The organism is Micromonospora sp. WMMD1076, assembly GCF_029581475.1.
GTDB lineage: Bacteria > Actinomycetota > Actinomycetes > Mycobacteriales > Micromonosporaceae > Micromonospora > Micromonospora aurantiaca.
Genome location: NZ_CP120862.1, coordinates 948646 through 971052 on the forward strand (window position 1 = coordinate 948646; position 22407 = coordinate 971052).

The window sequence follows — 22407 nt, forward strand, 5'->3', positions numbered from 1 at the left end:
GGCAGCGGGCGGGGCGTCAGGCTGGGGAGAAGGCGGCCCGGCGGCGGGCGTCGACCTCGGCGGCCAGCTCCGGGGCGCGCTCCAGCGCCTCCGGGAAGCCGCACGCGGCCAGCCAGTTCGCCAGCATCAGGTGACCGCCCTCGGTCAGCACCGACTCCGGGTGGAACTGCACGCCCTCGATCGGCAGCGTGCGGTGCCGCATCGCCATCACCACGCCGGAGGCGGTCCGGCCGGTGACCTCCAGCTCGTCGGGAAGCGTCTCGGGCAGGACGGCCAGCGAGTGGTACCGGGTGGCGGTGAACGGGTCGGGCAGCCCGGCGAGCACGCCGACGCCGTCGTGGCGTACCTCCGAGGTCTTGCCGTGCAGCAGTTCCGGCGCGCGGGCCACAGTCGCGCCGAACGCCTCGCCGATCGCCTGGTGACCGAGGCAGACGCCGAAGATCGGGAGCTTGCCGGCGTACTCGCGGATCACGTCCAGGCAGATGCCGGCCCGGTCCGGGCTGCCCGGCCCGGGCGACAGCAGGACACCGGCGGCGCCGGCGCGGCCCACCTCGGCGACGTCGATCTCGTCGTTGCGCCGCACCTCGCAGTCGGCGCCGAGCTGGCCGAGGTACTGCACGAGGTTGAAGACGAACGAGTCGTAGTTGTCGATCACCAGTACGCGCATCGCTGTCACCTGTTCGGGGTGGAGGGTGGGGCGTTGTTCGTCTCGGTGCTGTACGGCAGATCCTCCTCGCCGGGCAGCCCGGTCGGTTCGGTGATCCCACCGTCACCCGGTACGCCGGAGTCCTGAGTGACCTGCACGTCGTCGAAGGGCAGCAGCGGCTCGGCCCACGGGAAGACCACGAACCAGAGCAGCGCGACGGTGGCGGTGGCCAGCACCAGCGAGCCGAACAGCTTGCCGGGCAGCCCGAACGGCAGTTTGCGCCAGATCCACGAGTACACGGCTCACGCCTCCAACTCGGCCGGGCGGCCCGCCGACTTGGCCTGCGTGTGGTCCAGCCGGGCGTGGATGATCAACCGCTGGTAGTTGTCGAACTTCGGGTTGCAGGTGGTGAGCGTCAACAACTTCTCGGTGGGCTTCTGACCCGGTTTACCAGGTACCGGCGCGACCACCTCCACCTGGGACGGCTTGACGATCCGCTGCTGGTAGACCCGGTAGACGAGCCACTCCGTCTTGGTTTCGACCACTATCGCGTCGCCGGTCTTCAACTCGTCCAGCCGCCAGAACGTGGAGCGGATGCGGTGGCCGGCGACGGAGAAGTTGCCCACCTCGCCGGGCATGGCGCTGTCCGGGTAGCGGCCCGGGGCGTACCGGATGTCCTCCGGGCTGACCCCCTCGACCACGACCCAGTGCTTGTCGAACCTGGGGATGTACAGGCCGGCGACCGGCTTCCCCTTGGCCGGCGGCTTCGGCTTCACAGTGGGCCCGGCGGTCGGGCCGACGGTCGGGTCCGCGGTGGCGCCCCACTCCTGGGCGAGCTGGCTGTTCAGGTCGTTCTGGTGGGCCTCGACGATGACCGCCTTGCCCCAGATCTCGTACCCGGCGAAGAGAAGCACCACCAGCCCGAAGGTGATCAGCAGCTCGCCGGTGCCCCGCACGAGGGTGCGCAGCCGGGAGCCGACTGTCGGGCGGGTCAGCTCGGAGTAGACGCTGCGGTACCCGTCGCCGGTCTGCTCGGGCCGCAGTTGCACCACCCGCTCGCCGCGCCGGGGGCGGGGCGGCTCGGCGGGCGGCTCCGCGCCACCGCCACCGCCGTCCCCGTCGTCGGGTGGCGGGGGCACCGCGCCCATCAGCCCGGTGGCGTCCAGGTGGGGGTTCGCGGGTGGGCGGGTGACGGCGGGCAGCACAGTCGTCGCCCCGGGGTCGGCCGGAGGGTTCCGGTCCGCGCCGGTCGGCCCACCGAGCGGGGGTACGCCGGGCGACCGTTCACCACTCCCCGCCGGGCGGCGACCGTCCTCCGGCGGGCGTCCGCCGGCCTCCCACGGGCGGGTGCCGTTCTGCGGTGGCTGTCCACCACGTCCACCACGCTCGGGCGGGATCGCCCCACCTGTGGAGTGGCGGACGGCGTTCTGCTGCCCCGCCGTTCCGTACCCCTCCGGTCGCGAGAGGCGCTCGCCCGGCCGGTGTGCGACGTCGCCGGGCGCGGCCGGGCGCATCCCGGGGGCGGAACCACCCCGGGGCGCCGCTCCGTGGGGCGCAGGGCCGTTCTGCGCCGGCCCGTGGGGCGCGGGCGCGGGGCCGTTCTGCGTAGGGCCGTGGTGCGCGGGGCCGTGATGTGCCGGGCCGGCCGGGTGGGGCGTACCCCTCGGGGGAAGCTCGCTCGCCGGAGGGCGGAACCGGGAGTCGGCCTCGGCGCGGGAGGCGCTCGACGGCTGGTGCGCCTGACTGCCCGGCCACGGCGGCGGCGGAGCGACCGGCGGGGCGGGCCGTGGCGGGGCGGAAGGCGGTGGGCCGGGCCGTGGCGGGGCGGGCTGGCGGGTGTCCCGGCCGTGTCGGGCCGGGGCGGTGTGGGCCGGACCGGCGTCGGGCCAGGGCAGGTGGAGCGGCTGTGGCGACGCCGGGGCCGGACGCTCGACCCGGGGGAGGAACGCCGTCGGCTCCTCCTGGCGGTCGTGGCCGGTACGTTCCCGGGGGTCGCCGCCGGTCACCGGGGCACCGTCGCCGATTGCAGCGCGGTGGAGTCCTCGAACGCCGGCACGGTGACTGTGGAGACGCGCTCGACGTACCCGAGTTGGTAGTGGTCGGCCACTTCCTTGAACACCCGCACTCCCTCAGAGGCGGCGAGCGCCCGCTGGAGTTCCGCGGGATCGCCGATTGCCACGATCTTGAAAGGAGGGGAGTACACCCGGCCGTGCAGCAGCAGGGTGTTACCGACGCAGCGTACCGCGCTGGTGCTCAGCACGCGGACGTTCATGATTGACATGGCCTCCGCGCCGCCGGCCCAGAGCGCGTTGACGACCGCCTGGACGTCGCCCTGGTGCACCACCAGGTCGTCGTTGCTGGCGCCCTTCGGTAGCGGCTGGTCGGGGCGGCGGTCGGCGTCGTTTAGCTCGACCGTCACGCCGCTGCCGGTGAGTGCTGTGAACCCGGCGCCCTGCCGGCTGGCGGCGGCCCGGTCCCGCTCGGTCTTGATCGGCCCGTCGGCGCCCGCGAGCGCGGCGGTCTGCTCCTCCACCTCGGCGCGGAGCCGGGCGGCCTTCGCCTCGCTGGCCGCGACCTCCTCGCGGCGGTCCTCGATCAGCTGGGTGAGCTGGGGCCGGCGGTCCTCCCGCAGGGGGGTGCCGCCCGCGGTGGTGGCGGTGGTGGTGAAGAGCAGGCCGGCCGCGGCGGCGATCAGGGGTACGCCGATGGACCAGCCGGGGCGGCGCTGGCGTGCACGCCGGGGCAGCAGGGCGGCTGCCGCGCGGCGGAGGACCTTCTGCCAGGAGGCGGCGCCGGACGTGTACTCCACCGGGCGTTCCCTTTCCCGTCGTCTCGTTCCGGCCCGCGCCGGTGCGAGCCGACCTGCTCGACCCGGAAAGTCCGCTCTTTCCGGTTACTGAGTGCACCGGCCTGGCCCCATTCGTGGCCTGGACGGTCCGTCGGGACTACGCTAGCTGTCGAACATTATTGGCCATGGACCGTCGCCCTCGCGCCCGGTTGTCAGGCCGGACGAGGTCGTACCCCCCTCTGGAGAGCGTCGTGCCCAAGTCTCAGGTCCGCAAGAAGAAGGTGTACACCCCGCCGACGGACGTACGTCCGACGGCGACGGCGTCGACGCGCAAGCCTAGCCCGATCTGGCTGCCGGTCACGGCGGTCACGCTGATCGTGGCGGGCATCGGCTGGCTGGTGCTCTACTACCTGTCCGAGCAGGCGTACCCGGTCGCCAGCTGGGGTTACTGGAACCTCGCCGTGGGCTTCGGCGCGATGGTCTCGTCGCTGGTCCTGCTCTCCCGCTGGCGCTGATCCGGCGCTGCCCCACCCCGGCGTAGGTCACGCCACGCCGCCCCTGCCCGGCGCTTCGGCACCGGTCCACCTAAGGTGTGCGCAGGGCGGCGTGGCCTGGTGCGAGAAGACTCACGTTACTGCTGGGTAACCTTGCGCGTAGGCTGCACGGACAAGCAGCAGACCGGGAGGCCAACTCGATGGGCAGCGTCCAGATCGTCACCACGATCCTCGCGGCCGCCATCACCGCCGTTGCGGTGTGGCTTGCGGTGCGCGCGGTCATGAAGATGACGGCCGTCATCCGGCTCGGCCAGCCCGCGCCGGAGCGGTTCGGCGACAAGGGCGCGCGTACGAAGACGATGCTGGTGGAGACCGCCGGTCACACCCGCATGTTGAAGTGGAGCGTGGTCGGCGCCGCCCACTGGTTCGTGATGGTCGGCTTCATCGTGCTGTCGCTGCTGGTGCTGGAGGCCTACTTCGAGGTCGTCTCGACCGGCGGCGGGCTGCCGATCATCGGGCACTGGACGATCTTCGGTCTGGTCACCGAGTGGATCGGCATCCTCGGCCTGGTCGGCATCCTGGTACTGATGGCGATCCGGCTGCGTAACCGGCCCGGCCGCGCGGAGAACCGCTCCCGGTTCACCGGCTCGACCATGTGGCAGGGCTACTTCGTCGAGTGGGTCGTCCTGCTGGTCCTGATCTTCGGGTTCGTGATCCGGGGCTTCAAGGTCGCCACCGACCACTTCGAGTACCCGGTCTGGGCCGCCCCGCTCAGCCACGCGGTCGGCTCGGTCCTCCCGAACTGGGAGGCGGGCGTCAGCGTCGCCGCACTTATCAAGATCGCCATTTCGATGACCTGGCTCATCGTGATCTCGCTGAACGTCACCATGGGTGTGGCCTGGCACCGCTTCCTGGCCTTCCCGAACATCTTCTTCAAGCGCGACCCGGAGAAGCCGGCCGGTTCCGGCCTGGGCCCGCTGCGCCCGATGACCAGCGAGGGCAAGCCGCTGGACTTCGAGGAGGCCGACCCGGAGAAGGACCAGTTCGGCGTCGCCCACGTCGAGCAGTTCACCTGGAAGGGCCTGCTGGACTTCAGCACCTGCACCGAGTGCGGTCGCTGCCAGTCGCAGTGCCCCGCCTGGAACACCGGCAAGCCGCTGTCGCCGAAGCTGCTGGTGCTGAGCCTGCGTGACCACGCGTACGCCAAGGCGCCGTACCTGCTGGCCGGTGGCGGCAAGGACCTGACCGGCGAGGAGAAGGCCACGCAGGAGCAGTTGGCCGGCGTGGACGTGCTCGCGATGGCCGAGGCGGACCGGCCGCTGATCGGCACCGCCGAGTCCGGCGGTGTCATCGACCCGGACGTGCTCTGGTCCTGCACCACCTGCGGCGCCTGCGTCGAGCAGTGCCCGGTCGACATCGAGCACGTGGACCACATCGTCGACATGCGCCGCTACCAGGTGCTGATCGAGTCGAGCTTCCCGTCCGAGGCCGGCGTCATGCTCCGCAACCTGGAGAACAAGGGCAACCCGTGGGGCGCCCCGCAGAACACCCGCGAGGACTGGACCAAGGGCCTCGGGTTCGAGGTGCCGCGCGTCGGCGAGGTCGACGACTTCGAGTACCTGTTCTGGGTCGGCTGCGCCGGCGCGTTCGAGGACCGGGCCAAGAAGACCACGCGGGCGGTCGCCACGCTGCTCAACGAGGCGGGCGTCAAGTTCGCCATCCTCGGCGAGGGCGAGACCTGCTCCGGTGACCCGGCGCGGCGGATCGGCAACGAGTTCGTCTTCCAGATGCTGGCTCAGCAGAACGTCGAGACGCTGAACGAGGCGTTCGAGGGCCGGGAGAAGAGCAAGCGCAAGATCGTCGCCACCTGCCCGCACTGCTTCAACACCCTGGGCAACGAGTACGGCCAGCTCGGCGGCGAGTTCGAGGTGGTGCACCACACCCAGCTGCTGGCCCACCTGGTCAGCGCCGGCAAGCTCACCCCGGTGCAGCCGGTCGACGGCGGCGTGACCTACCACGACCCGTGCTACCTGGGCCGCCACAACCGGATCTTCGCCGCGCCCCGCGAGGTGCTCGGCAGTGCCATCGGAGATGGCCGCGGTGGCGCAGCCTCCGATTCCGGTGCAGGCGGCCTCGTCGAGATGCCGCGTAACAGCGAGCGCTCCTTCTGCTGCGGCGCCGGCGGCGCCCGGATGTGGATGGAGGAGAAGATCGGCAAGCGGATCAACGTGGACCGGGTCGAGGAGGCCATGTCCACCGGGGCGAAGACCATCGCGGTCGGCTGCCCGTTCTGCTCGACGATGCTCAACGACGGCGTGAACGGCAAGGGCGCGGGCGAGCAGGTCGAGGTGGTCGACGTGGCGAGTGTGCTGCTGCGCTCGGTCAAGCCGGAGGCCCCGGCCGGTGAGCCGGAGGTCGCGCCGGCCGCGAGCTGAGGCGTACCCCGGCAGGAGTCGGACCACGACGGCGGCGGCACCCGTGCGGTGCCGCCGCCGTCGCGCGCCACGGGGGTCCGCCGTCGGCGCGCGCGTGCCACAATCACGCGCATCGACGGCCTTCTGCTTCTGACGCTACTGCCCCTGGTCGGTTTCGTGCTGCTGACCGCCGGCAACGCCTTCTTCGTCGCGGCCGAGTTCGCCCTGGTCACCGTCGACCGGGCGGAGATCGACAGGCGGGCCGACGAGGGCGACGGCCGGGCCGCCACGGTACGCCGCGCGCTGCGCGAGCTGTCCTTCCAGCTCTCCGGCGCGCAGCTCGGCATCACGCTCACCGCGTTGCTCACCGGCTACCTGGCCGAGCCCGCCCTGGCCCGGGTCTTCGCGCCGCTGCTGCACCCGCTCGGCGGCGCGGAACGCTTCTCCGGCCTGCTCGCGCTGGCGCTGGCCACGCTCATCTCGATGCTGTTCGGCGAGCTGGTGCCCAAGAACCTGGCGCTGGCCCGCCCGATGCCCGCGGCGCTCGCCACCGCCGCGCCGATGCGGGCCTTCTCCCGCACCTTCGGCTGGCTGATCCGGCTGCTGAACGAATCAGCGAACCGGCTGGTGCGCCGCCTCGGCGTGGAGCCGCAGGAGGAACTGGCGAGCGCCCGCTCCCCGGAGGAACTGGGCCTGCTCGCTGCCATCTCGGCCCGGGCCGGCGCGCTGCCGCCGGACACGGCGATGCTGCTGCGCCGCACCATCCGCTTCGGCGACAAGCGGGCCGCCGAGGCGATGACGCCCCGGGTGGACGTGACCGCGTTGCGCGCCACCACGACGGTCGCGGAGTTGCTGGAGGCGTCCCGGCGGACCGGCCGGACCCGGTTCCCGGTCTACGAGGAGACGCTCGACCTGGTCACCGGCGTCGCCGGGGTGCCCGATGCACTGGGTGTGCCGCTGGCCGGCCGGGCCGCCACCACTGTCGCCGCCGTCGCCAGGGAACCGGTGTACGTCCCGGAGAGCCTGAACCTGAACGGGGTGCTGGCCGCGCTCAAGGCCGCCGGGGCGGACCTGGCGATCGTGGTGGACGAGTACGGCGGCACCGACGGCGTGGTGACTGTGGAGGATCTCGTCGAGGAACTGGTCGGGGAGATCGCCGACGAGTTCGACCCGGACGCGGTGGACGGCTTCGGGCCGGTGGAGCTGACAGTGCCCGGCGGCGAGCGCACAGTCCTGGCCGACGGCGTGCTGCGCGCCGACGAACTGGTCGAGCAGACCGGGTTCCGGCTGCCCGACGGGCCGTACGAGACGCTCGGCGGGTTCCTCATGGCGCGGCTCGGCCACATCCCGGTGCCGGGCGAGGCGGTCGACGAGGCCGGGTACGAGTTCACGGTGGTGGAGGTCGACCGGCACCGGATCGAGCAGGTGCGGGTGGTACGCCCCGAGGAGCCCGACGGCGGTGCCTGAACTACTCGTCGCGGTGGCGTTGCTGCTCGGCAACGCGTTCTTCGTGGGCAGCGAGTTCGCGCTGATCGCCTCCCGCCGTACGGTGATCGAACCGCTGGCGGCGACGTCGAAGCGGGCGCGGCTGGCGCTGGCGGCGATGAACCAGATCCCGCTGATGATCGCCGGGGCGCAGCTCGGCATCACCGTCTGCTCGCTCGGCCTCGGCGCGATCGCCGAGCCGGCGCTGGCGCACCTGCTGGAGTCGCCGTTCGCCGCGTTGGGGCTGCCCGCCTCGGCGGTGCACCCGGTGTCGTTCGTCATCGCGCTCGCGGTGGTGGTGTTCCTGCACACGGTGATCGGCGAGATGGTGCCGAAGAACATCACGCTCGCCGGGCCGGAGCCGTCGGCGCTCTGGCTCGGCCCGGCCATGCTGGCGTTCTGCCTGGCCACCAAGCCGCTGCTGCTGGCGATGAAGTGGGCGTCCCGGCAGGTGCTGCGGTGGTGGCGGGTGGAGGCGACCGATGCGGTGAAGACCGTGTTCACCGCCGAGGAACTGGCCGGGCTGGTGTCCCAGGCGCGTACCGAGGGGTTGCTGGACGCCGAGGAGCACGCCCGGATCACCGGCGCGCTGGCCCTGCACAGCCGTACCGCGGCGGATGCGCTGCAACCCTGGTCAACTGTGACCACCGTGGCCGAGGACGTCTCACCGGCGTCGCTGGAGGTGCTGGCGACCCGTACCGGCCGGTCCCGCTTCCCGGTGGTGCAGCGGTCGACCCGCCGGGTGCTCGGTTTCGTGCACGTCAAGGACGTGCTCGGGTACGCCGGGGCGAGCCGCCGGGCGCCGGTGCCGGCCGAGATCTACCGGCCGCTGGCGGTGGTGCCGCCGGACCGTACGCTCGCCGATCTGCTGCTCGCGATGCGCCGCGAACGCCGCCACATGGTGCTGGTCAGCGACGGACGTCGGCCGATGGGTGTGGTGACGCTCGATGACGTATTGACAGCCATCGTCGGGAGATGAATTGAATACCCTTGGTGTGCAACCGATTGCGGATACGTGATTGAACAAACGGTCGCCTTGATTCCATCGGACGCCTTCCCTAGTGTGGGGCACCGACCGCTGTGGGTCGTCTGCCTCGACCTTCCCTCTCGCGAGGCGCCCGGCGGTCGGTTGCAAAGGAGTCCGTGCCGGTGGCAACCACGCCCCCTCAACGTCACGCCCCGAGCGCTCCATCCGGCCGGCGGGCCGGGTTCCAACGGGTGGTACGCCGTCTGGTCACCCTGGTCGCCGCCGCCGCGGTCGGTGCCGGAATGCTGACGGCCCCGGCGCACGCGGCGCCGTCCGTGGACGAGATCGACGCGCAGATCGACAAGCAGTGGGAGCAGCTCGAACCCACCATCGAGCAGTTCAACAAGGTCCGCTCGCAGCTTCGCACCAACCAGAAGAAGTCCAAGGCGCTGAAGGACAAAATGGTGCCGCTGGAGCTGGCCTCCACGCTCGCCATGAACAAGGTCGGCGACATCGCGGCCCGGTACTACATCCAGGGCCCGTCGCAGGAGCTGGGCGCGCTGCTGGTGAACACCAAGCCGGGCACGCTGGCCGAGCAGTTGGTCATGCTGGACCGGATCGCCGACGACCAGCGCCGCCAGATCGCCGGTGTGCTCAAGGTGCGCGACGAGTACAACAAGCAGAAGGAGAAGCTCGACGCGCTGATCGCGCTGGAGATCAAGCAGCAGAACGATCTCGCGGCGAAGAAGAAGCAGATCGACTCGGAGATCAAGCGGCTGACCGCGATGCTCCCGGTGACGTCGATCCGCCCGGCGGGCTGCCCCAAGATCGACGGCGTGGTGAGCAGCGCCGCGCGGACCGCCATCAAGACGGCGTGCGCCCAGGTCGGTGACCCGTACGTGTGGGGCGCCACCGGCCCGAACTCGTTCGACTGCTCCGGCCTCACCCAGTACGCGTACAAGGCGGCGGGCATCTCGCTGACCCACTTCACCGGCGCGCAGTGGAACGAGGGCCGCAGGATCTCCCGCTCCGAGGCCCGCCCAGGTGACCTGGTCTTCTTCGGCTCCGACCTGCATCACGTCGGGCTCTATCTCGGCAACGGGGTGATGGTGCACGCGCCACGTACCGGCAAACCGGTCCAGGTGTCGAGCATCAACACCCAGCCGCTCGCCGGCTTCGTCCGGGTCAGCTGACACCACCTCTGCCGTCGGAAAGGCCCCCGGTCCGTGTGGACCGGGGGCCTTTCCGTGTGTGGTGGCGGGTCAGCGCGGCGCGCCGATCGGGGACGGCAGGATCAGCACGTCGTCCAGGTTCACGAACATGATCCGGTGACCGAACTGGACCTGCACGTAGCGGTTTTCGCCGCGGACCACGGTCCGGTCACCCGGTGCCGAACCGTCGAACGAGACCGCCCGGTAGTACTCGCCGGGCAGCACCCCGCCCACCGCGTACCGCTGGCCGGCGGCGAACGTGTACTGAAGCGGCGAGATGGTCTGGTACGGGATGGTGTCCGGGTAGGCGGCCTGCTCCGGGTAGGCCCGCCCGTACACCGGGATGGTGGCCTTGCCGGGCCGCGGCGTCACGACGAAGCCGGTGGCCCACTTGGCCGTCGGCGCGGAGGCCGGGTTGAGGAACCACGCCTTCTGGCCGAGGTACCAGATCGCTGTCCAGTCACCCTGGCGGCCGGCGAGCGCGTACGTCTGACCGGCCGAGGCGCGGGCGCCGTGGTCGGAGATGTACATCGTGTCCGGCGTGCCGTCCGGGCGCAGCCCGAGGTCGTTGACCAGCGGGGCGTCCAGGCTCGGCGCGGTCCGCAGGACCACCGCGGAAGAGCCGCGCGACGGGCACGGCTGGGCCGGCGGGGTGGGCGTCGGGACGCCGGGCGGCTGCTGGTTGCAGCCGAGGAACGCGGGCCGGTTGGTGGCGAAGTCCGGGTCGATGGTGACCAGGCCGGTCCGGGCCGTGCCGGTGGTCCGGAACGGCGCCTTCATCAGGTCGAAGTAGTGCGACCAGTCCCAGTACGGACCCGGATCCCAGTGCATGCCGCGCACCGTGCCGGCGGTGGTGCCGGGCACGTTGTCGTGGCCGATGATGTGCTGCCGGTCCATCGGGATGCCGAACTTCAGCGCCAGGTGGCGGACCAGCTTGGCGGAGGTCCGGTACATCGCCTCGGTGTACCAGGTGCCCTGGCCGGCGAAGCCCTCGTGCTCCAGGCCGATGGACTTGGCGTTGACGTACCAGTTGCCGGCGTGCCAGCCCACGTCCTTGGTCTTGACATGCTGGGCGATGTAGCCGTCCACCGAGCGCAGCGTGTAGTGCCAGGCCAGATAGTCGGCCCGCTTCACCAGGTCGACGCTCGGGCCGAAGTAGCCCTCGGTGTCGTGGATGACGATGTACTCGATCTTCTGCTGCTTCGGCCGGTTGCCCAGGTCGTGGTTGCCGTAGTCGCCCGGGTCGGCGCTGAGCTGCTCGTAGGGCGCGGGGATCCACTCACAGGCCAGCCGGACCGGGCACTCCAGCCCGTCCGGCCGCTCGGCGCGGCGCAGGCCGAGCCGGGTCACCGCGGAGCGGTCCGGCTTCGCGGCGGTCGCGGCGAGCGTGACCCGCTGCCCGTCGTCGGTGGTCCGGGTGGCGCCCTGGCCGAGCTGGTCGTAGACCTCGTCGGCGAAGGCCTCCGCGGCGTCGGCCGTGTCCGCGCCGGAGTAGCGGGCCACCGCGCCGTACCAGGCCGCCGGGTCGCTGCCGGCGCCGACCGGCCCGCCCAGAGCCTTCTGGTACGACGCCAGCAGCGCGGCGCCGCCGCGGATGTTCGCGGCCGGGTCGGTACGCAGCGCCCGCGCGTCGAACCCGGTGAGCGCGGCGGCGGCGTCGAGCGTCTGGAGGGAGGCGGGCGGCAGCGGCGTCTCCTGGGTCGGCGCGGCGGCGGTGGCCGGGTCGAGCGTGAGCGGGCGGGAGTCGTCGCCGCGCGGGTCCTCGTCCTCGTCGACGTGGGCGCTGCCCGGGGTGGCGAGGATGTGCGCGGCGTCGGTCAGGTGCATCGGGCCGTAGCCGCCGCTGGTGCTCGGCTGCCCGGTGTGGGTGTCCCAGCGGGACTCCAGATAGGAGACACCGAGCAGCACGTTCTGCGGTACGCCGTACTCGGCCGCTGCGGCGGCGTACTGTTGTTGCCGTTCCGAGGCGGGCGCGGCGGTGTCCGGCGCGGCTGTCACCGGGCCGGTGGTCGCCAGCGCGGTGGCTGTCGCCACTGCGGCGGCGAGCAGTATCCGTCTGCCCGACGGCGGGGCGGAGAGGTGCATCGAACCTCCTGGACAGGGATGGGGGTCACTGCGTTTCCACCCTCACTCCGCGCACCCGCGAGGGTCAATACCTTTCCAGCAGGTATTCTGTGTTGAAAGAAAACTTCACCTGTGGGCGAGGGCTGACCTGTCATCGCGTACGGAGTGTCACGCCGCTGGAAGTTGCGGATCGATAACGGCGGTCCCTACTCTGGTGAATCGTCGGCCGCACGTCTCACCGTCCAACCCGGTCGGTGACGGTCCGACACCGCCGAGTCGCCTCCGGGCGAGCCGGGGAACCAGGTACCTGGGGTGAATCCGCAGCGATGCGGTAGGGCGGCTCCCTTCCCGCCCGAATCCGTCAGCTAACCCGGTAGGCGATACGGAAGAAGGAGTACGGACGCCCGGTGGCACTCCATGCCCCGCGGCCGTCGTCGAACCGGTCGGTCGACCGGTCCCTCGGCGCGCCGCGTACCCGCTGGTCCCGCTTCACCATCGCCCTCGCCGCCCTCGTCGGCACCGCCGTCGTCCTGACCGGCGGCGCCACCGCGGCACACGCCGAACCCTCGGTCGCCGAGATCGAGGCGCAGATCGACAGCGACTGGAACAAACTCGAACCGGTCATCGAACAGGTGAACGCCGTACGCGAGCAGCTCGCCGCGCGGCGCAAGCAGGCCGACGCGCTCGGCCGGCAGATCGCACCCCTCCAGGCCCGGGTGGACGCCGCGCTCGGCCAGGTCGGCGGACTCGCCGCCGACGCCTACAAGGGCGACAACCTCTCCACTGTCAACGCGCTGCTGGGCAGCCGCTCGCCCGGCGACCTGGTCAACGGCCTGGAGCTGCTCGACCGCTTCGCGCACCGCCAGCACGAGCAGGTGCGATCCGTCGAGGCGCTGCGCGACGAACTGGCGGCCAAGAAGAGGCCGCTGGACGAGATGATCGCCGGGCTGGCGCGTACCGAGGCCCAGCTCGCGGTGAAGAAGAAGCAGATCGACGCCGAGATCGCCCGGCTGCAGAAGCTGCGGCTCAAGGTGTACGGCAACGGTGGCGGCGGCCCGCTGCGCCCGGCCCCCTGCCCGGCCGGCTACCCCGGTGGCCCGGCCGGGGCGGCGGTCAAGTTCGCCTGCGCCCAGATCGGCAAGATCTACGTCTGGGGCGCCGCCGGCCCGGACCATTTCGACTGCTCGGGCCTGACCATGGCGGCCTGGGCCAAGGGCGGCGTCTCGCTGCCGCACAACGCGCGCCAGCAGCACGGCATGACGAAGCGGGTGAGCCGGGCCGAGCTGCGCGCCGGTGACCTCGTCTTCTACTACGGCGACCTGCACCACGTGGCGATGTACGTGGGCGACGGCTGGGTGGTGCACGCCTCCCAGTCCGGCAAGCCGATCACCATGAAGCGGGTCGACGACGGCGACATCAACAGCTACGGCCGGGTGTAAGGAAGGGCCCCCTCTTAACGCCTCCGGTAGAGGAGGGGGCCCCTGTTAACAACTGCGGGTGCCGTCAGCGCGTCGGCCAGGTGCGCCAGCTCCGCCAGGACCGGCTCGGCGTCGGGCCGCGCTGGCCCTGGTACCGCGAACCGTAGACGGCCGAGCCGTACGGGTGCTCGGCCGGCGAGGAGAGCCGGAAGATGCAGAGCTGCCCGATCTTCATGCCCGGCCAGAGCGTGATCGGCAGGTTCGCCACGTTCGACAGCTCCAGCGTGACGTGACCGGAGAAGCCCGGGTCGATGAAACCGGCTGTCGAGTGGGTCAGCAGCCCCAGACGCCCGAGGCTCGAGTTGTGTGTGGGAATGAACGATCGCCCGGCGAGGAACATCCCGCGTGGATCGTTCACCTCGATGCAGCGAACAGGTACGGATTCCATCGGCTGTACGGCGACGATCGATCGAAATCGGTGGAAGCGATCGAGCTTCTGCCTGGCCAGTTTCCGAGGAAGCCGGAAAACCGGAACATGCGGCGTGAACTTCACCTGGTACGCCGGGCCCTTGTCGACGCCGTTGAGCATCGCCCGCTTCTTTCGTTTGACTGGTCGAAGGCCGAGGCTGGCGGCCAGTTCGACCACTGCGTCCGTCAGATGTTCCCTGGTGCTGACGAACTCACACCGACCCCGGTCATCGACGTAACCATCGATGTCCATCAGTCCCTGTAGCAGGGCCACGCGCTGACTTATGTCCGCGGTCAGGTACAGCTGCGGCACATGCTTGTTTCCCAGCACTCCGAGACGTCTGAGGCAACTGGAGAGAGAGTCGTTAGGCATGAACCCATCGGTGCTGTCGTCGCGGGTATGGCCCGTTCCACCGATCCGGTAGCCGTATGGGGCGACGGTCTTCCGCACCAGGTAGCCAGCCCGTCGGATCTCCTCAAGGATCGGCTCGTCGGCGCAGGTGAACTCGGCGTTGGCGGATGTCCCGTCGCCGAGCCATGCGCCCAGCACGTACGGATCGATGGGCAGCTCGCGGGTGGGATATTGAACCGGCTCGGCGAGTGCGACTTGGTGGTTGACCTCGCCGTCGCCGTAGTGAAGGTCCGAGGCGATCTCCACGGTCGTCCGGATCATCCCGCCGGTCATCGTTCCGCGGGCGATTCGCTTCCGCTCCACCCGCGTGGTCGTCATCCAGCGGTGATCGGCGTCGGCGACGATCGACTCTCCGTCGGAGAATGCGACGCGAAAGCATGGGCGACCGGACATGACCTCAGTGGCAGAACGAACCAGTACCGGGCGGCCGCGATCGTCGAAGACGTGGTCGCCGACCTTGAGATCGCCCATGACGGTCCAGCCGGAGGGTGTCGGCACCGGCGTGTCGAGTGCGAGCGCCTTTCCCTCCAAGCGTCCAGCAAGTTGGTTGCCCAACGTGATGACTTCTAGTGTGGAGGCGAGGACGAACTCACCCGGATGCAGCACGAACGGGTGCCCGTCGGCCACGTCGATCGCCGACGTCAGGTCGTCCTGCTGGACCGACGGATCGATGTGCGTGTAGAGGTGGTTGTTGAAGACCCGGAACAGCCGGTCCAGGCGTACATCGATGCTCGACGGCTGCACCAGCGTGGGCTCGAAGGGCTCCAGCGCGAGCGTGCCGGCCTTGATCTCGGAGACCAGGTCGCGGTCGGAGAGCAGCATCGGAACACCATAGCGACAGGTGCCGGTGACCTGCGTGTCGCACTACATCTTCGTACACTTGTTCGATAGGGTGTCCGCATGGCTTCCTGGTCCGAATTCGCCGCCGACGAGCCCCGCCTCGCCGGCGAGATCCGCCTCCTGATGCAGCAGTACGGGCCGGGCTTCGGCTACCTCGCCACGGTCCGCGCCGACGGCGGCCCCCGGGTCCACCCGGTCTCCCCGGTGTTCACCGCCGACGGCCTCTGGTGCTTCGTCGTCGACTCGCCGAAGCGCCGTGACCTCGAACGCGACGGCCGCTACGCGCTGCACTCGTTCCCGCCGGAGGAGAGCGACGACGAGGCGTACGTCGCGGGCCGCGCCCGGCCGGTGACCGACCCGGCCACTGTGACGCGGCTGGCCCGGATCGCCCGGGCGTCGCCGCAGGGCGACTGGCGGCTGTTCGAGTTCACCGTCGAGGCGGCGATGCTGACCCGCCGTGATCCGGTGGCCCAGCCCGGCGCCGCCCCGCCGCAGGTGCGGGTCTGGCTCGATCCGCGCGGGGCCGAACCCGTCCGGCGTGACCCGGTGGCCGCGGACGGCCGGCGCGGGCGGCACGGCTTCGACACCCGCCGCCCGGCCGCCTGACCCCACCACGACGAAAGCGGTGCCGGCCCCGTCCGAGGACAGGGCCGGCACCGGTACGCGGAGCGAGGAGGTCAGGCTGCGCGGTAGGCGTTCCACGCGCTGAGCATGCGGCTCGCCTGGCCGGCGGTGAACTGGTACATGCAGGAGTCGTACGTGTAGTCCATGAAGTTGGTGATCGGGTCCTTGCCCGCGGTCGAGCAGGTGTCGCGGCCGGTCGGGCACTGGTACGCCGGGGACGCCTCGGCCGGGGTGTCGGAGACGCTGTCGCCCGAGCCGGAGCAGCCGCCCTGGAAGGTGTGGTAGAGGTTCAGCCAGTGGCCGACCTCGTGGGTGCCGGTGTCACCCTGGTTGTAGTTGGTCGCGGTGCCGCCGGGCAGCGACTCGTTCAGCACGACCACGCCGTCCATCTTGTCCAGCGTCCGCTTCGGGAACGTCGCCCAGCCCAGCAGGCTGTCGCTCAGCTCGCCCAGGTAGATGTTCAGCGTGTTCTTGCCGCCCACACGTAGCGAGGTCTTCATCGAGCGCTCGGCGGAGGAGCCCTGCACGATCGGGTACCACGACGGGTTCGTCACCCGGTTGATCTTCGTGAGCTGGAACCCGAACGCGGTGGCGGCGCCGCCGGTCGAGCCCGCGTACGACTGGTTCAGCACTGTGATCTGCTGGTTGATCATCGAGTCGGTGATGTTGCCGCCGGCCCGGGTGCTGTTCTCCTGGATGACGTGCACGACGACCGGGATCGTCACGGTGGCCAGCGGGGCGACGGCGCCGGTCCGGAAGTTGGCCCGCTCCCGCTGCGCGGCGGCGAGGTCGGCCTCGCGCTCACGGACCTGCTTGGCGGTCAGGTGGTTGGGGTCGAGCTTGGCGTTGCCGCCCTTCGCGACGCGAGCGTTGGCGTGCTCGTCGGCGTGGGCGTCGGCCGGCTCGGCGCAGACGTCGGCCGGGGCGGCCGAGAAGGCCGAAGCAGCGGGGACGACGCCGACGGCGGCGGTGCTGAGCAGCAGCGCGAGGGTCGACGTCGCGACACCGGCGGTACGCCGGGTCAGCAGGTTGGGACGGAGTCCCATGGGCCCACCTCTTTCTGACGGCGTGGCAGGGGGTGTGTCACGCCGGTTCGGAAACGTGGGGCAGACGTTACATCCCATCGAAAGATTTGAGAACGCCCATACGTTGCCGACGTTGGACGCTTGATCCACTCCAGCTCGGGGAGGTGGCGGGGTCAACCGCTCGTCGATGCCGCCACGTCGCCGAAGTGGCGCGCGGGCACCTGGATGCACGGGGGTGGTGACCTTCAGGTAGACTGGTGCCGCCTGCGGGTGTAGTTCAATGGCAGAACATCAGCTTCCCAAGCTGACAGTGCGGGTTCGATTCCCGTCACCCGCTCCACCGCGAAGGCCCTGATCAGGACAAGAGTCCCGAGTCGGGGCCTTCGATGTTCAGCGGCCGGCCAGCACGACCCGTGTCATTGGCGTGCCATCACGGTCCGGCCGGTGGCTGCGGCGGATCCCCCTGGTTGGCCGTGCCGGTCGTGGTCTCCGGCCGCCGGCCCTGCTGGGCGCCGCCTGCGCCGCCGGCGTCTCGGGCTACAAGCAGAGTGACCCCACGGATGCCGCGCTCGATGATCCTTTTCTCATCAGCGCTACGTGGCGCCGGTATCGAGCGCCCTCGCGTCGGAGCCCGGTGGCTGGCTCGTGGCGAGAGAACCCCATATCGAGTACAGCCGTCAGATCCGGAGCCGAACCGTGCCGTCGGTGGAGATCGTCGTCGGCACATTCTGACCCATGTGGATGTCCTGTGAGCCGGGCGCGAGGCCACTGCTTGTCGGCCGTCGTCGGTACGATCGCGCGATCCCCATCTGTTGATCAACGGAGAGAACCGTGCAACTGCGCCTGAAGTACGCGCCCGTCCCGGAGAACGCAGCCCGGTTCGCGGGCGACATCGTGGTGTCAGCGGCCCAGGTCAGCGGTGTGCACCTGGACTACACGCCGGACAGCCTGACGTCCGTGGACGCCATCCTCGACGGCTTTCGGGCCGAGGGCCTCACCGCTGGGCAGGTGGCGGAGACTCTCTTCGGCTTCGGTTGCTATGTCGGCGAGGTGCTGACCCGGCATGCGGGTGGACGGTGGCGCGCAACGGCGGCAGACGAACTGGCCGTCGTCGGATGGCCCATGGTGGTCGAGTTCGCCGGGCAGGGCTGGTGCAATCCGATCTCGAAGGTCTTCAAGCGACTGGAGAACGGTCCGGAGGACAACCTCCGGTACTTCTATGCCGTGTTCGCACCGGGCGGAGCCCGCTAGCGAGGGCGCCGTAACGCTGATCTCGCCCCCACCGTCGGCGGATCGACTGACACAATGCGGCGTGCGCTCGCGTCTACGGTTGATCAGGGTGACGGCGACTGCGGTCCAGGTGCGGGAGGCGGCCACCGTCGACCTGCCGACGAGTGCGGAGGCGGCCTTCGGCTTCATGGAGGATCCGTCCTCGTCGGTGGTGCTGGACGACTCGACGGAGCTGGGCGTGACGCTGCCCGGCCCGAAGGGAGTCGGCGAGATCCAGGCGTTCGTGCATCGGAGCCCCGACGGTCGACTGGGGGTCATGCACGAGGTCGTTGAGGTCGAACCGGGGCGTCGTGCCGTCACCCGTACGTTGACTGTCGGATATTCCAGCGGCGGCGTGCTCACCGTTGTGCCGCTGGGGCCCGACTCGTGTTGTCTCACCCAGGAGTTCTGGGCGGAGCTTCCGGCAGGCGTACCGGTGGGCGTCGATGCGCAGTTGCGCCACGAGTACCGGACGTGGCTCGCGGACCTGACGCGGCGGCTCACCACCTGGGCTGCTCACGCGTCCCGGGGCGCCTAGGCCAAGGCGGATCTGCGGAGCCGGCTGAGACGACACGTACCATCGTGACGTGCGACCTACCGAGCCGGAGCGCTCCGGTTCGCCCGCCTGGGATATCGCGGTCCCGGCCCGACCGGGCCGGTTGGCGGGAGTCGCCATGGCGGGTTTCAGCGATCGGGCTGACGCCCCGGTCGAGGTTGAAGTCGTGCCGCACCCCGCAATCATGATGATCTTCGACCTCGGCGACCAGCCGCTCGTCGTCGACGACGGTGCCGGAGGGCAACAGCGAGGCTGCGTCACCGCCGGACTCGCGCCACCCCACGGCGCTCAAGGACGAGGACAGGCCGGAAGCTTCGCATGCCTCCAGGTGCGGCTGTCGCCCGTGATCGCGCACGCGGTCCTGGGTGCCGCATCGGAGCTGAGCGGGGCCGTGACAGCCCTCGACGACCTCTGGGGGCGAGACGCCGCGCGAATCCAGGAGCGGCTGCGCGCCGCCCGATCCTGGGACGACCGGTTCGCGATAGCCGAGGCGGCTGTGGCCCGACGTCACGACGCGGGCCGGGCGGTCGATGCTGAGGTCGCCTTCTGCTGGAGGCGGATGGTGGCCGGCCGGGGGCAGGTGCGGGTCGAACGGCTGGCGGCCGAGGTCGGGTGGAGCCGCAAACGGCTGTGGGCTCGGTTCCGCTCCCAGATCGGTCTCACCCCCAAGCGCGCCGCCCAGCTCATCCGGTTCGATGATGCGGCCCATCGCCTCGCCGCGGGTCACAGCGCCGCAGCGGCGGCGGCGGACAGCGGTTACGCCGACCAGTCCCACCTCCATCGCGACGTCATGACCTTCACCGGAGCGACGCCCGCGACCGTGGCAGGCGCACCGTTCCTCGCCGTCGACGATGTCGCCTGGCCCGTCCGGCCCTGACGCCGGGCCGTCGGAGTCCGTCCTGACATTCGTTCAATCCAGCGGCATGCATCGGCTGTGACAGTGGGCTCACAGCGTCTGCATCCCGGAGGACACCATGAGAGGCAAGGCTCCACTGGGCACCCGGATCCTGAAGGACACCCTGGACTGGGAGGCCCTGACCGACGATCAGGTGATCGCCGCGCGCGAGAAGGCCAACCGCGCCGCATCGTCTCGTGTCGCACGGATCATCACCGGGTTCCCGGACCGCCGCGCACGCATCGAGGACACCTCGATCGATCTTCCCGGTCGCCGTCTGACGCTGCGGGTGCACCGTCCGAAGGACATCGGCCGGAGCCTGCCGCTGGTCGTCTCGTTCCACGGCGGAGGTTTCTTCGCGGGTACCGCCGCCCAGAACGACTGGCTCAACAGCCACCTCGCGGCGCGGTGCCCGGCGGTGGTCGTCTCGGTGGAGTACCGCCTCGCCCCGGAGCACCCGCTGCCCCAGCCGATCGACGACGGCTACGACACCGTTGTCCGGCTCGTCGAAGATGCCGCCCGGTGGGACGTCGATCCCGCAGCCGTCGCGGTCATGGGCGAGAGCGCCGGTGGCACGATCGCCGGACTCATCGCCCTGCGTGCCCGCAAGGACGGCCTGCCGCTGCGTGCCCAGGTGCTGCTCTACCCGGGCACGGACTGGACGGAGAGCATGACCGGGTACCCCTCCATCACGGAGAACGCCGACAATCCCGCTCTGTCGGTGTCCCGGCTACGCGCAGCCCGCAAGGTGGGCGTGCCACCCACCCTCGACCCGCGCAGCGTGTCACCCGTCAAGTTCGACGACCTCGCCGGACTGCCACCGACACTTGTCGTCACCGCCGCACTGGACCCGCTGGCCGACCAGGGAAGCCGCTACGTCGAGCGACTTCGCGAGGACGGCACCGACGCTCGCCTGACCTGCTACCCGAAGGCCACCCACACCTTCCTGAGCACTCCAGGCCTGGTGCCGGCCGCCCGGCCGGCGCGTCGCGAGATAGTCGCCTTCCTGCGCAGCCGCCTTCACGCGGTGCCGCGAAGCTGAGCGGCGAGCATCCCGAAGACGGCATCCGGGACGGCTCGCCTGTCCGCTGTCACCCGAACGTCGACATCGAGGTGGGAGCTGTGCTCGCCCGTTCCGGCGCCGGTCACCTCGCCGTGCCCGACGAGAGCCTCGTTGAGGGCGTCTTCGAGGTCGTTGCGATCGATGTCGATCCGCCCGTCGATAACCGGTTCCGCGAAATCCATCACGTCACACGTCGGCGATGAGTTGGGGGTCGTGGCCGGGTCTGATCCGGACTACGATCGTTGACCCGGAGGCAACGACGGAGGTGCTCCGGTGCTGGAGCGGTACGAGGTCGAGACGTTCCTGACCCTGGCCGGGGAACTGCATTTCGGGCGGACCGCCGAGCGGCTGCGGGTGAGCACCGGCCGGGTCAGCCGCGTGGTGCGCAAGCTGGAACGCCGCATCGGCGCACCGCTGTTCGAGCGGACCAGCCGGGTCGTCCGGCTCACCCCGATCGGCGTCCGCCTGGCCGAGGAGATGCGCCCGCTGGTGGCCGGGATCGAGGCGGCTGTGCAACGGGCCGTCGACGCCGGGCGCGGGCTCACCGGCGAGCTGCGGGTGGCGTACGTGGGTGAGTCGACAGCTCCGGTGCTGCTGCGCGCGGTGGCCCTGTTCACCGAGCGCCACCCGGACTGCGCGGTGCACGTGCACGAGGCGCCGCTGGCCAGCACCCGGTCGAGCCTGCTGGACGGCACCATCGACGTGCTGATCGCCTCGTACCCCTTCGACGGCATGGCGGACGGCCCGGTGCTGCTGCGCGAGCGCCGGGTGCTCGCGGTGGCCGCTGATCATCCGCTCGCGGCCGAGGAGTCGGTGTCGCTGGAGGTGCTGGGCGACCATCCGGTGGTGCAGTACCCGGCGGTGACCTCGACCGCGTTCAAGCAGGACCGCACGCCGGACCGCACCCCGGCGGGCCGCCCGGTGCCGAAGGGCCCGGTGGGCGGCACCTTCTCCGAGATGCTGGCGCTCGTCGCGATGGGGCGCGGGGTGCTTCCGGTGGGTGAGCAGGCCCGCCAGTTCCACGCCCGTCCCGACCTGGCCTACGTGCCGATCCACGACGCGCCGCCGATCAGTCGCGGTCCGGTGTGGCCGGCCGGGAACACCACGTCCCGGGTACGTGAGTTCGTCCGCGCGGCTGCCGACGCCAACCCGCTGCCGCCGGACTGACCTCGTCGTACCCGGCTGGCAGCATCGGCGGGATGCGGGACGAGATCCGAGCACTGGTCGAGGAACTGCCGCCGGGAGACGATCTGGAGGCGCGGCACCGGGAGGCGGCACTGGCCTGGCTGGCCGGCACTGATGACATCTTCCGCCGGGCCAAGCCGCGTACGCCGTCGCCGCACCTGGTCGCGTACTTCCTGCTCCGCGACCCGGTCGACGGCGCGGTGCTGCTGGTCGACCACCGCCTCGCGGGCATGTGGCTGCCGAGCGGCGGTCACGTCGAGCCCGGCGAGCACCCGGCCGACACGGTGCGCCGCGAGCTGCGGGAGGAACTGGGCGTCGCGGCGGTCTTCGCGCCGCCGTTCGGCGAGCGCCCGGCGTTCCTCACCGTCACCGAGACGGTCGGCCCGCCCGAGCACCGGCACACCGACGTGAGCCTCTGGTACGTGTTGGACGCGCACCGTGACCAGCGGTTCACGCCCGATCAGGTGGAGTTCGCCGGCATCCGCTGGTGGACGCCGGCCGAGGTGGACGAGGCGCCGACCGGCACGGTCGAGCCGCATCTGGGCCGGATGCTGACCAAACTGGCGGCAGCGACGCCTTGACC

20 protein-coding genes, 1 tRNA gene, 3 pseudogenes and 1 riboswitch are annotated in these 22407 nt (G+C 70.8%); of the genes and pseudogenes, 14 read left to right on the plus strand and 10 right to left on the minus strand.

Annotated features, from left to right (window positions below):
- Positions 1-16 precede the first annotated feature (16 nt).
- The 4 genes from O7622_RS04675 to O7622_RS04690 are packed head-to-tail and all read right to left on the minus strand — an operon-like array spanning position 17 to position 3455.
- The gene (locus O7622_RS04675) at positions 17-667 is read right to left on the minus strand and encodes an aminodeoxychorismate/anthranilate synthase component II (protein ID WP_282312014.1); all 651 of its coding nucleotides are present in this window, start codon (positions 665-667) and stop codon (positions 17-19) included.
- A 5-nt stretch (positions 668-672) separates the two neighbouring features.
- Complete coding sequence (locus tag O7622_RS04680) at positions 673-945, minus strand: hypothetical protein (RefSeq protein WP_282312015.1); 273 nt, start codon at positions 943-945, stop codon at positions 673-675.
- Between the two features lie 3 nt (positions 946-948).
- A complete protein-coding gene (locus tag O7622_RS04685) occupies positions 949-2652 on the minus strand; it encodes a class E sortase (RefSeq protein ID WP_282312016.1) in 1704 nt (567 codons plus the stop codon).
- Positions 2649-3455: a DUF881 domain-containing protein gene (locus O7622_RS04690; protein ID WP_282312017.1), complete on the minus strand. Its 807-nt coding sequence runs from the start codon at positions 3453-3455 to the stop codon at positions 2649-2651. The genes O7622_RS04685 and O7622_RS04690 overlap by 4 nt, the downstream gene beginning before the upstream one ends.
- A 230-nt stretch (positions 3456-3685) precedes the next feature.
- Between O7622_RS04690 and O7622_RS04695 the strand changes: the two genes are divergently transcribed.
- The 5 genes from O7622_RS04695 (at position 3686) to O7622_RS04715 (ending at position 9987) form a co-directional block, all read left to right on the plus strand.
- Positions 3686-3949 carry a cell division protein CrgA gene (locus tag O7622_RS04695; RefSeq protein WP_282312018.1) on the plus strand — a complete coding sequence of 88 codons (264 nt, stop codon included), beginning with the start codon at positions 3686-3688 and terminating at the stop codon, positions 3947-3949.
- A 179-nt stretch (positions 3950-4128) separates the two neighbouring features.
- Positions 4129-6363 (plus strand): (Fe-S)-binding protein, encoded by a 2235-nt coding sequence (locus O7622_RS04700; protein WP_282312019.1) that lies wholly within the window; start codon positions 4129-4131, stop codon positions 6361-6363.
- A gap of 138 nt (positions 6364-6501) precedes the next feature.
- Positions 6502-7809 carry a hemolysin family protein gene (locus O7622_RS04705; RefSeq protein WP_282314039.1) on the plus strand — a complete coding sequence of 436 codons (1308 nt, stop codon included), beginning with the start codon at positions 6502-6504 and terminating at the stop codon, positions 7807-7809.
- The gene (locus O7622_RS04710; RefSeq protein WP_282312020.1) at positions 7802-8806 is read left to right on the plus strand and encodes a hemolysin family protein; all 1005 of its coding nucleotides are present in this window, start codon (positions 7802-7804) and stop codon (positions 8804-8806) included. The genes O7622_RS04705 and O7622_RS04710 overlap by 8 nt, the downstream gene beginning before the upstream one ends.
- Before the next feature lie 170 nt (positions 8807-8976).
- Entirely contained in the window at positions 8977-9987 is a 1011-nt protein-coding gene (locus O7622_RS04715; protein WP_282312021.1) for a C40 family peptidase, read from the plus strand.
- 69 nt (positions 9988-10056) lie between these two features.
- On the opposite strand, the gene O7622_RS04720 is transcribed toward O7622_RS04715, so the two are convergent.
- Positions 10057-12090 carry a peptidoglycan recognition family protein gene (locus O7622_RS04720; protein WP_282312022.1) on the minus strand — a complete coding sequence of 678 codons (2034 nt, stop codon included), beginning with the start codon at positions 12088-12090 and terminating at the stop codon, positions 10057-10059.
- 238 nt (positions 12091-12328) lie between these two features.
- Positions 12329-12463, plus strand: a riboswitch (cyclic di-AMP (ydaO/yuaA leader).
- A 13-nt stretch (positions 12464-12476) separates the two neighbouring features.
- Between O7622_RS04720 and O7622_RS04725 the strand changes: the two genes are divergently transcribed.
- Positions 12477-13508: a C40 family peptidase gene (locus O7622_RS04725; protein ID WP_282312023.1), complete on the plus strand. Its 1032-nt coding sequence runs from the start codon at positions 12477-12479 to the stop codon at positions 13506-13508.
- 64 nt (positions 13509-13572) lie between these two features.
- Here O7622_RS04725 and dcd read toward each other — a convergent pair.
- The 3 pseudogenes from dcd to O7622_RS04740 all read right to left on the minus strand — a co-directional run.
- Positions 13573-13848, minus strand: a pseudogene (gene dcd, locus O7622_RS04730) (dCTP deaminase); the annotation flags it as partial.
- A 195-nt stretch (positions 13849-14043) separates the two neighbouring features.
- A pseudogene (locus tag O7622_RS29175) lies at positions 14044-14838 on the minus strand (hypothetical protein); the annotation flags it as partial.
- A gap of 45 nt (positions 14839-14883) precedes the next feature.
- Positions 14884-15189 (minus strand): annotated as a pseudogene (locus tag O7622_RS04740) (dCTP deaminase); the annotation flags it as partial.
- Between the two features lie 78 nt (positions 15190-15267).
- Between O7622_RS04740 and O7622_RS04745 the strand changes: the two are divergent.
- Complete coding sequence (locus O7622_RS04745) at positions 15268-15813, plus strand: pyridoxamine 5'-phosphate oxidase family protein (protein ID WP_282312024.1); 546 nt, start codon at positions 15268-15270, stop codon at positions 15811-15813.
- Between the two features lie 71 nt (positions 15814-15884).
- Here O7622_RS04745 and O7622_RS04750 read toward each other — a convergent pair whose 3' ends face one another.
- Positions 15885-16877 carry a zinc metalloprotease gene (locus O7622_RS04750; protein ID WP_282312025.1) on the minus strand — a complete coding sequence of 331 codons (993 nt, stop codon included), beginning with the start codon at positions 16875-16877 and terminating at the stop codon, positions 15885-15887.
- Positions 16878-17122: 245 nt separating this feature from the next.
- Between O7622_RS04750 and O7622_RS04755 the strand changes: the two genes are divergently transcribed.
- The 5 genes from O7622_RS04755 to O7622_RS04775 all read left to right on the plus strand — a co-directional run bounded on the left by O7622_RS04755 (position 17123) and on the right by O7622_RS04775 (position 20618).
- Positions 17123-17196: transfer RNA gene (locus tag O7622_RS04755), tRNA-Gly, on the plus strand.
- A 491-nt stretch (positions 17197-17687) separates the two neighbouring features.
- Positions 17688-18107, plus strand: a complete 420-nt coding sequence (locus O7622_RS04760) for a hypothetical protein (RefSeq protein WP_282312026.1) — start codon at positions 17688-17690, stop codon at positions 18105-18107.
- 88 nt (positions 18108-18195) lie between these two features.
- The gene (locus tag O7622_RS04765; RefSeq protein ID WP_282312027.1) at positions 18196-18663 is read left to right on the plus strand and encodes a hypothetical protein; all 468 of its coding nucleotides are present in this window, start codon (positions 18196-18198) and stop codon (positions 18661-18663) included.
- A gap of 49 nt (positions 18664-18712) precedes the next feature.
- Entirely contained in the window at positions 18713-19558 is an 846-nt protein-coding gene (locus tag O7622_RS04770) for a helix-turn-helix domain-containing protein (protein WP_282312028.1), read from the plus strand.
- A 97-nt stretch (positions 19559-19655) separates the two neighbouring features.
- Entirely contained in the window at positions 19656-20618 is a 963-nt protein-coding gene (locus O7622_RS04775; RefSeq protein WP_282312029.1) for an alpha/beta hydrolase, read from the plus strand.
- Here O7622_RS04775 and O7622_RS04780 read toward each other — a convergent pair.
- Positions 20597-20821 (minus strand): hypothetical protein, encoded by a 225-nt coding sequence (locus O7622_RS04780; RefSeq protein ID WP_282312030.1) that lies wholly within the window; start codon positions 20819-20821, stop codon positions 20597-20599. The two genes, O7622_RS04775 and O7622_RS04780, sit on opposite strands and share 22 nt — an antisense overlap.
- A 91-nt stretch (positions 20822-20912) precedes the next feature.
- Here O7622_RS04780 and O7622_RS04785 point away from each other — a divergent pair, with 91 nt between their 5' ends.
- Together O7622_RS04785 and O7622_RS04790 are read left to right on the plus strand one after the other, a co-directional pair.
- A complete protein-coding gene (locus tag O7622_RS04785) occupies positions 20913-21806 on the plus strand; it encodes a LysR substrate-binding domain-containing protein (RefSeq protein ID WP_282312031.1) in 894 nt (297 codons plus the stop codon).
- A 32-nt stretch (positions 21807-21838) separates the two neighbouring features.
- Positions 21839-22405: an NUDIX domain-containing protein gene (locus O7622_RS04790; protein ID WP_282312032.1), complete on the plus strand. Its 567-nt coding sequence runs from the start codon at positions 21839-21841 to the stop codon at positions 22403-22405.
- The last annotated feature ends 2 nt before the right edge of the window (positions 22406-22407 follow it).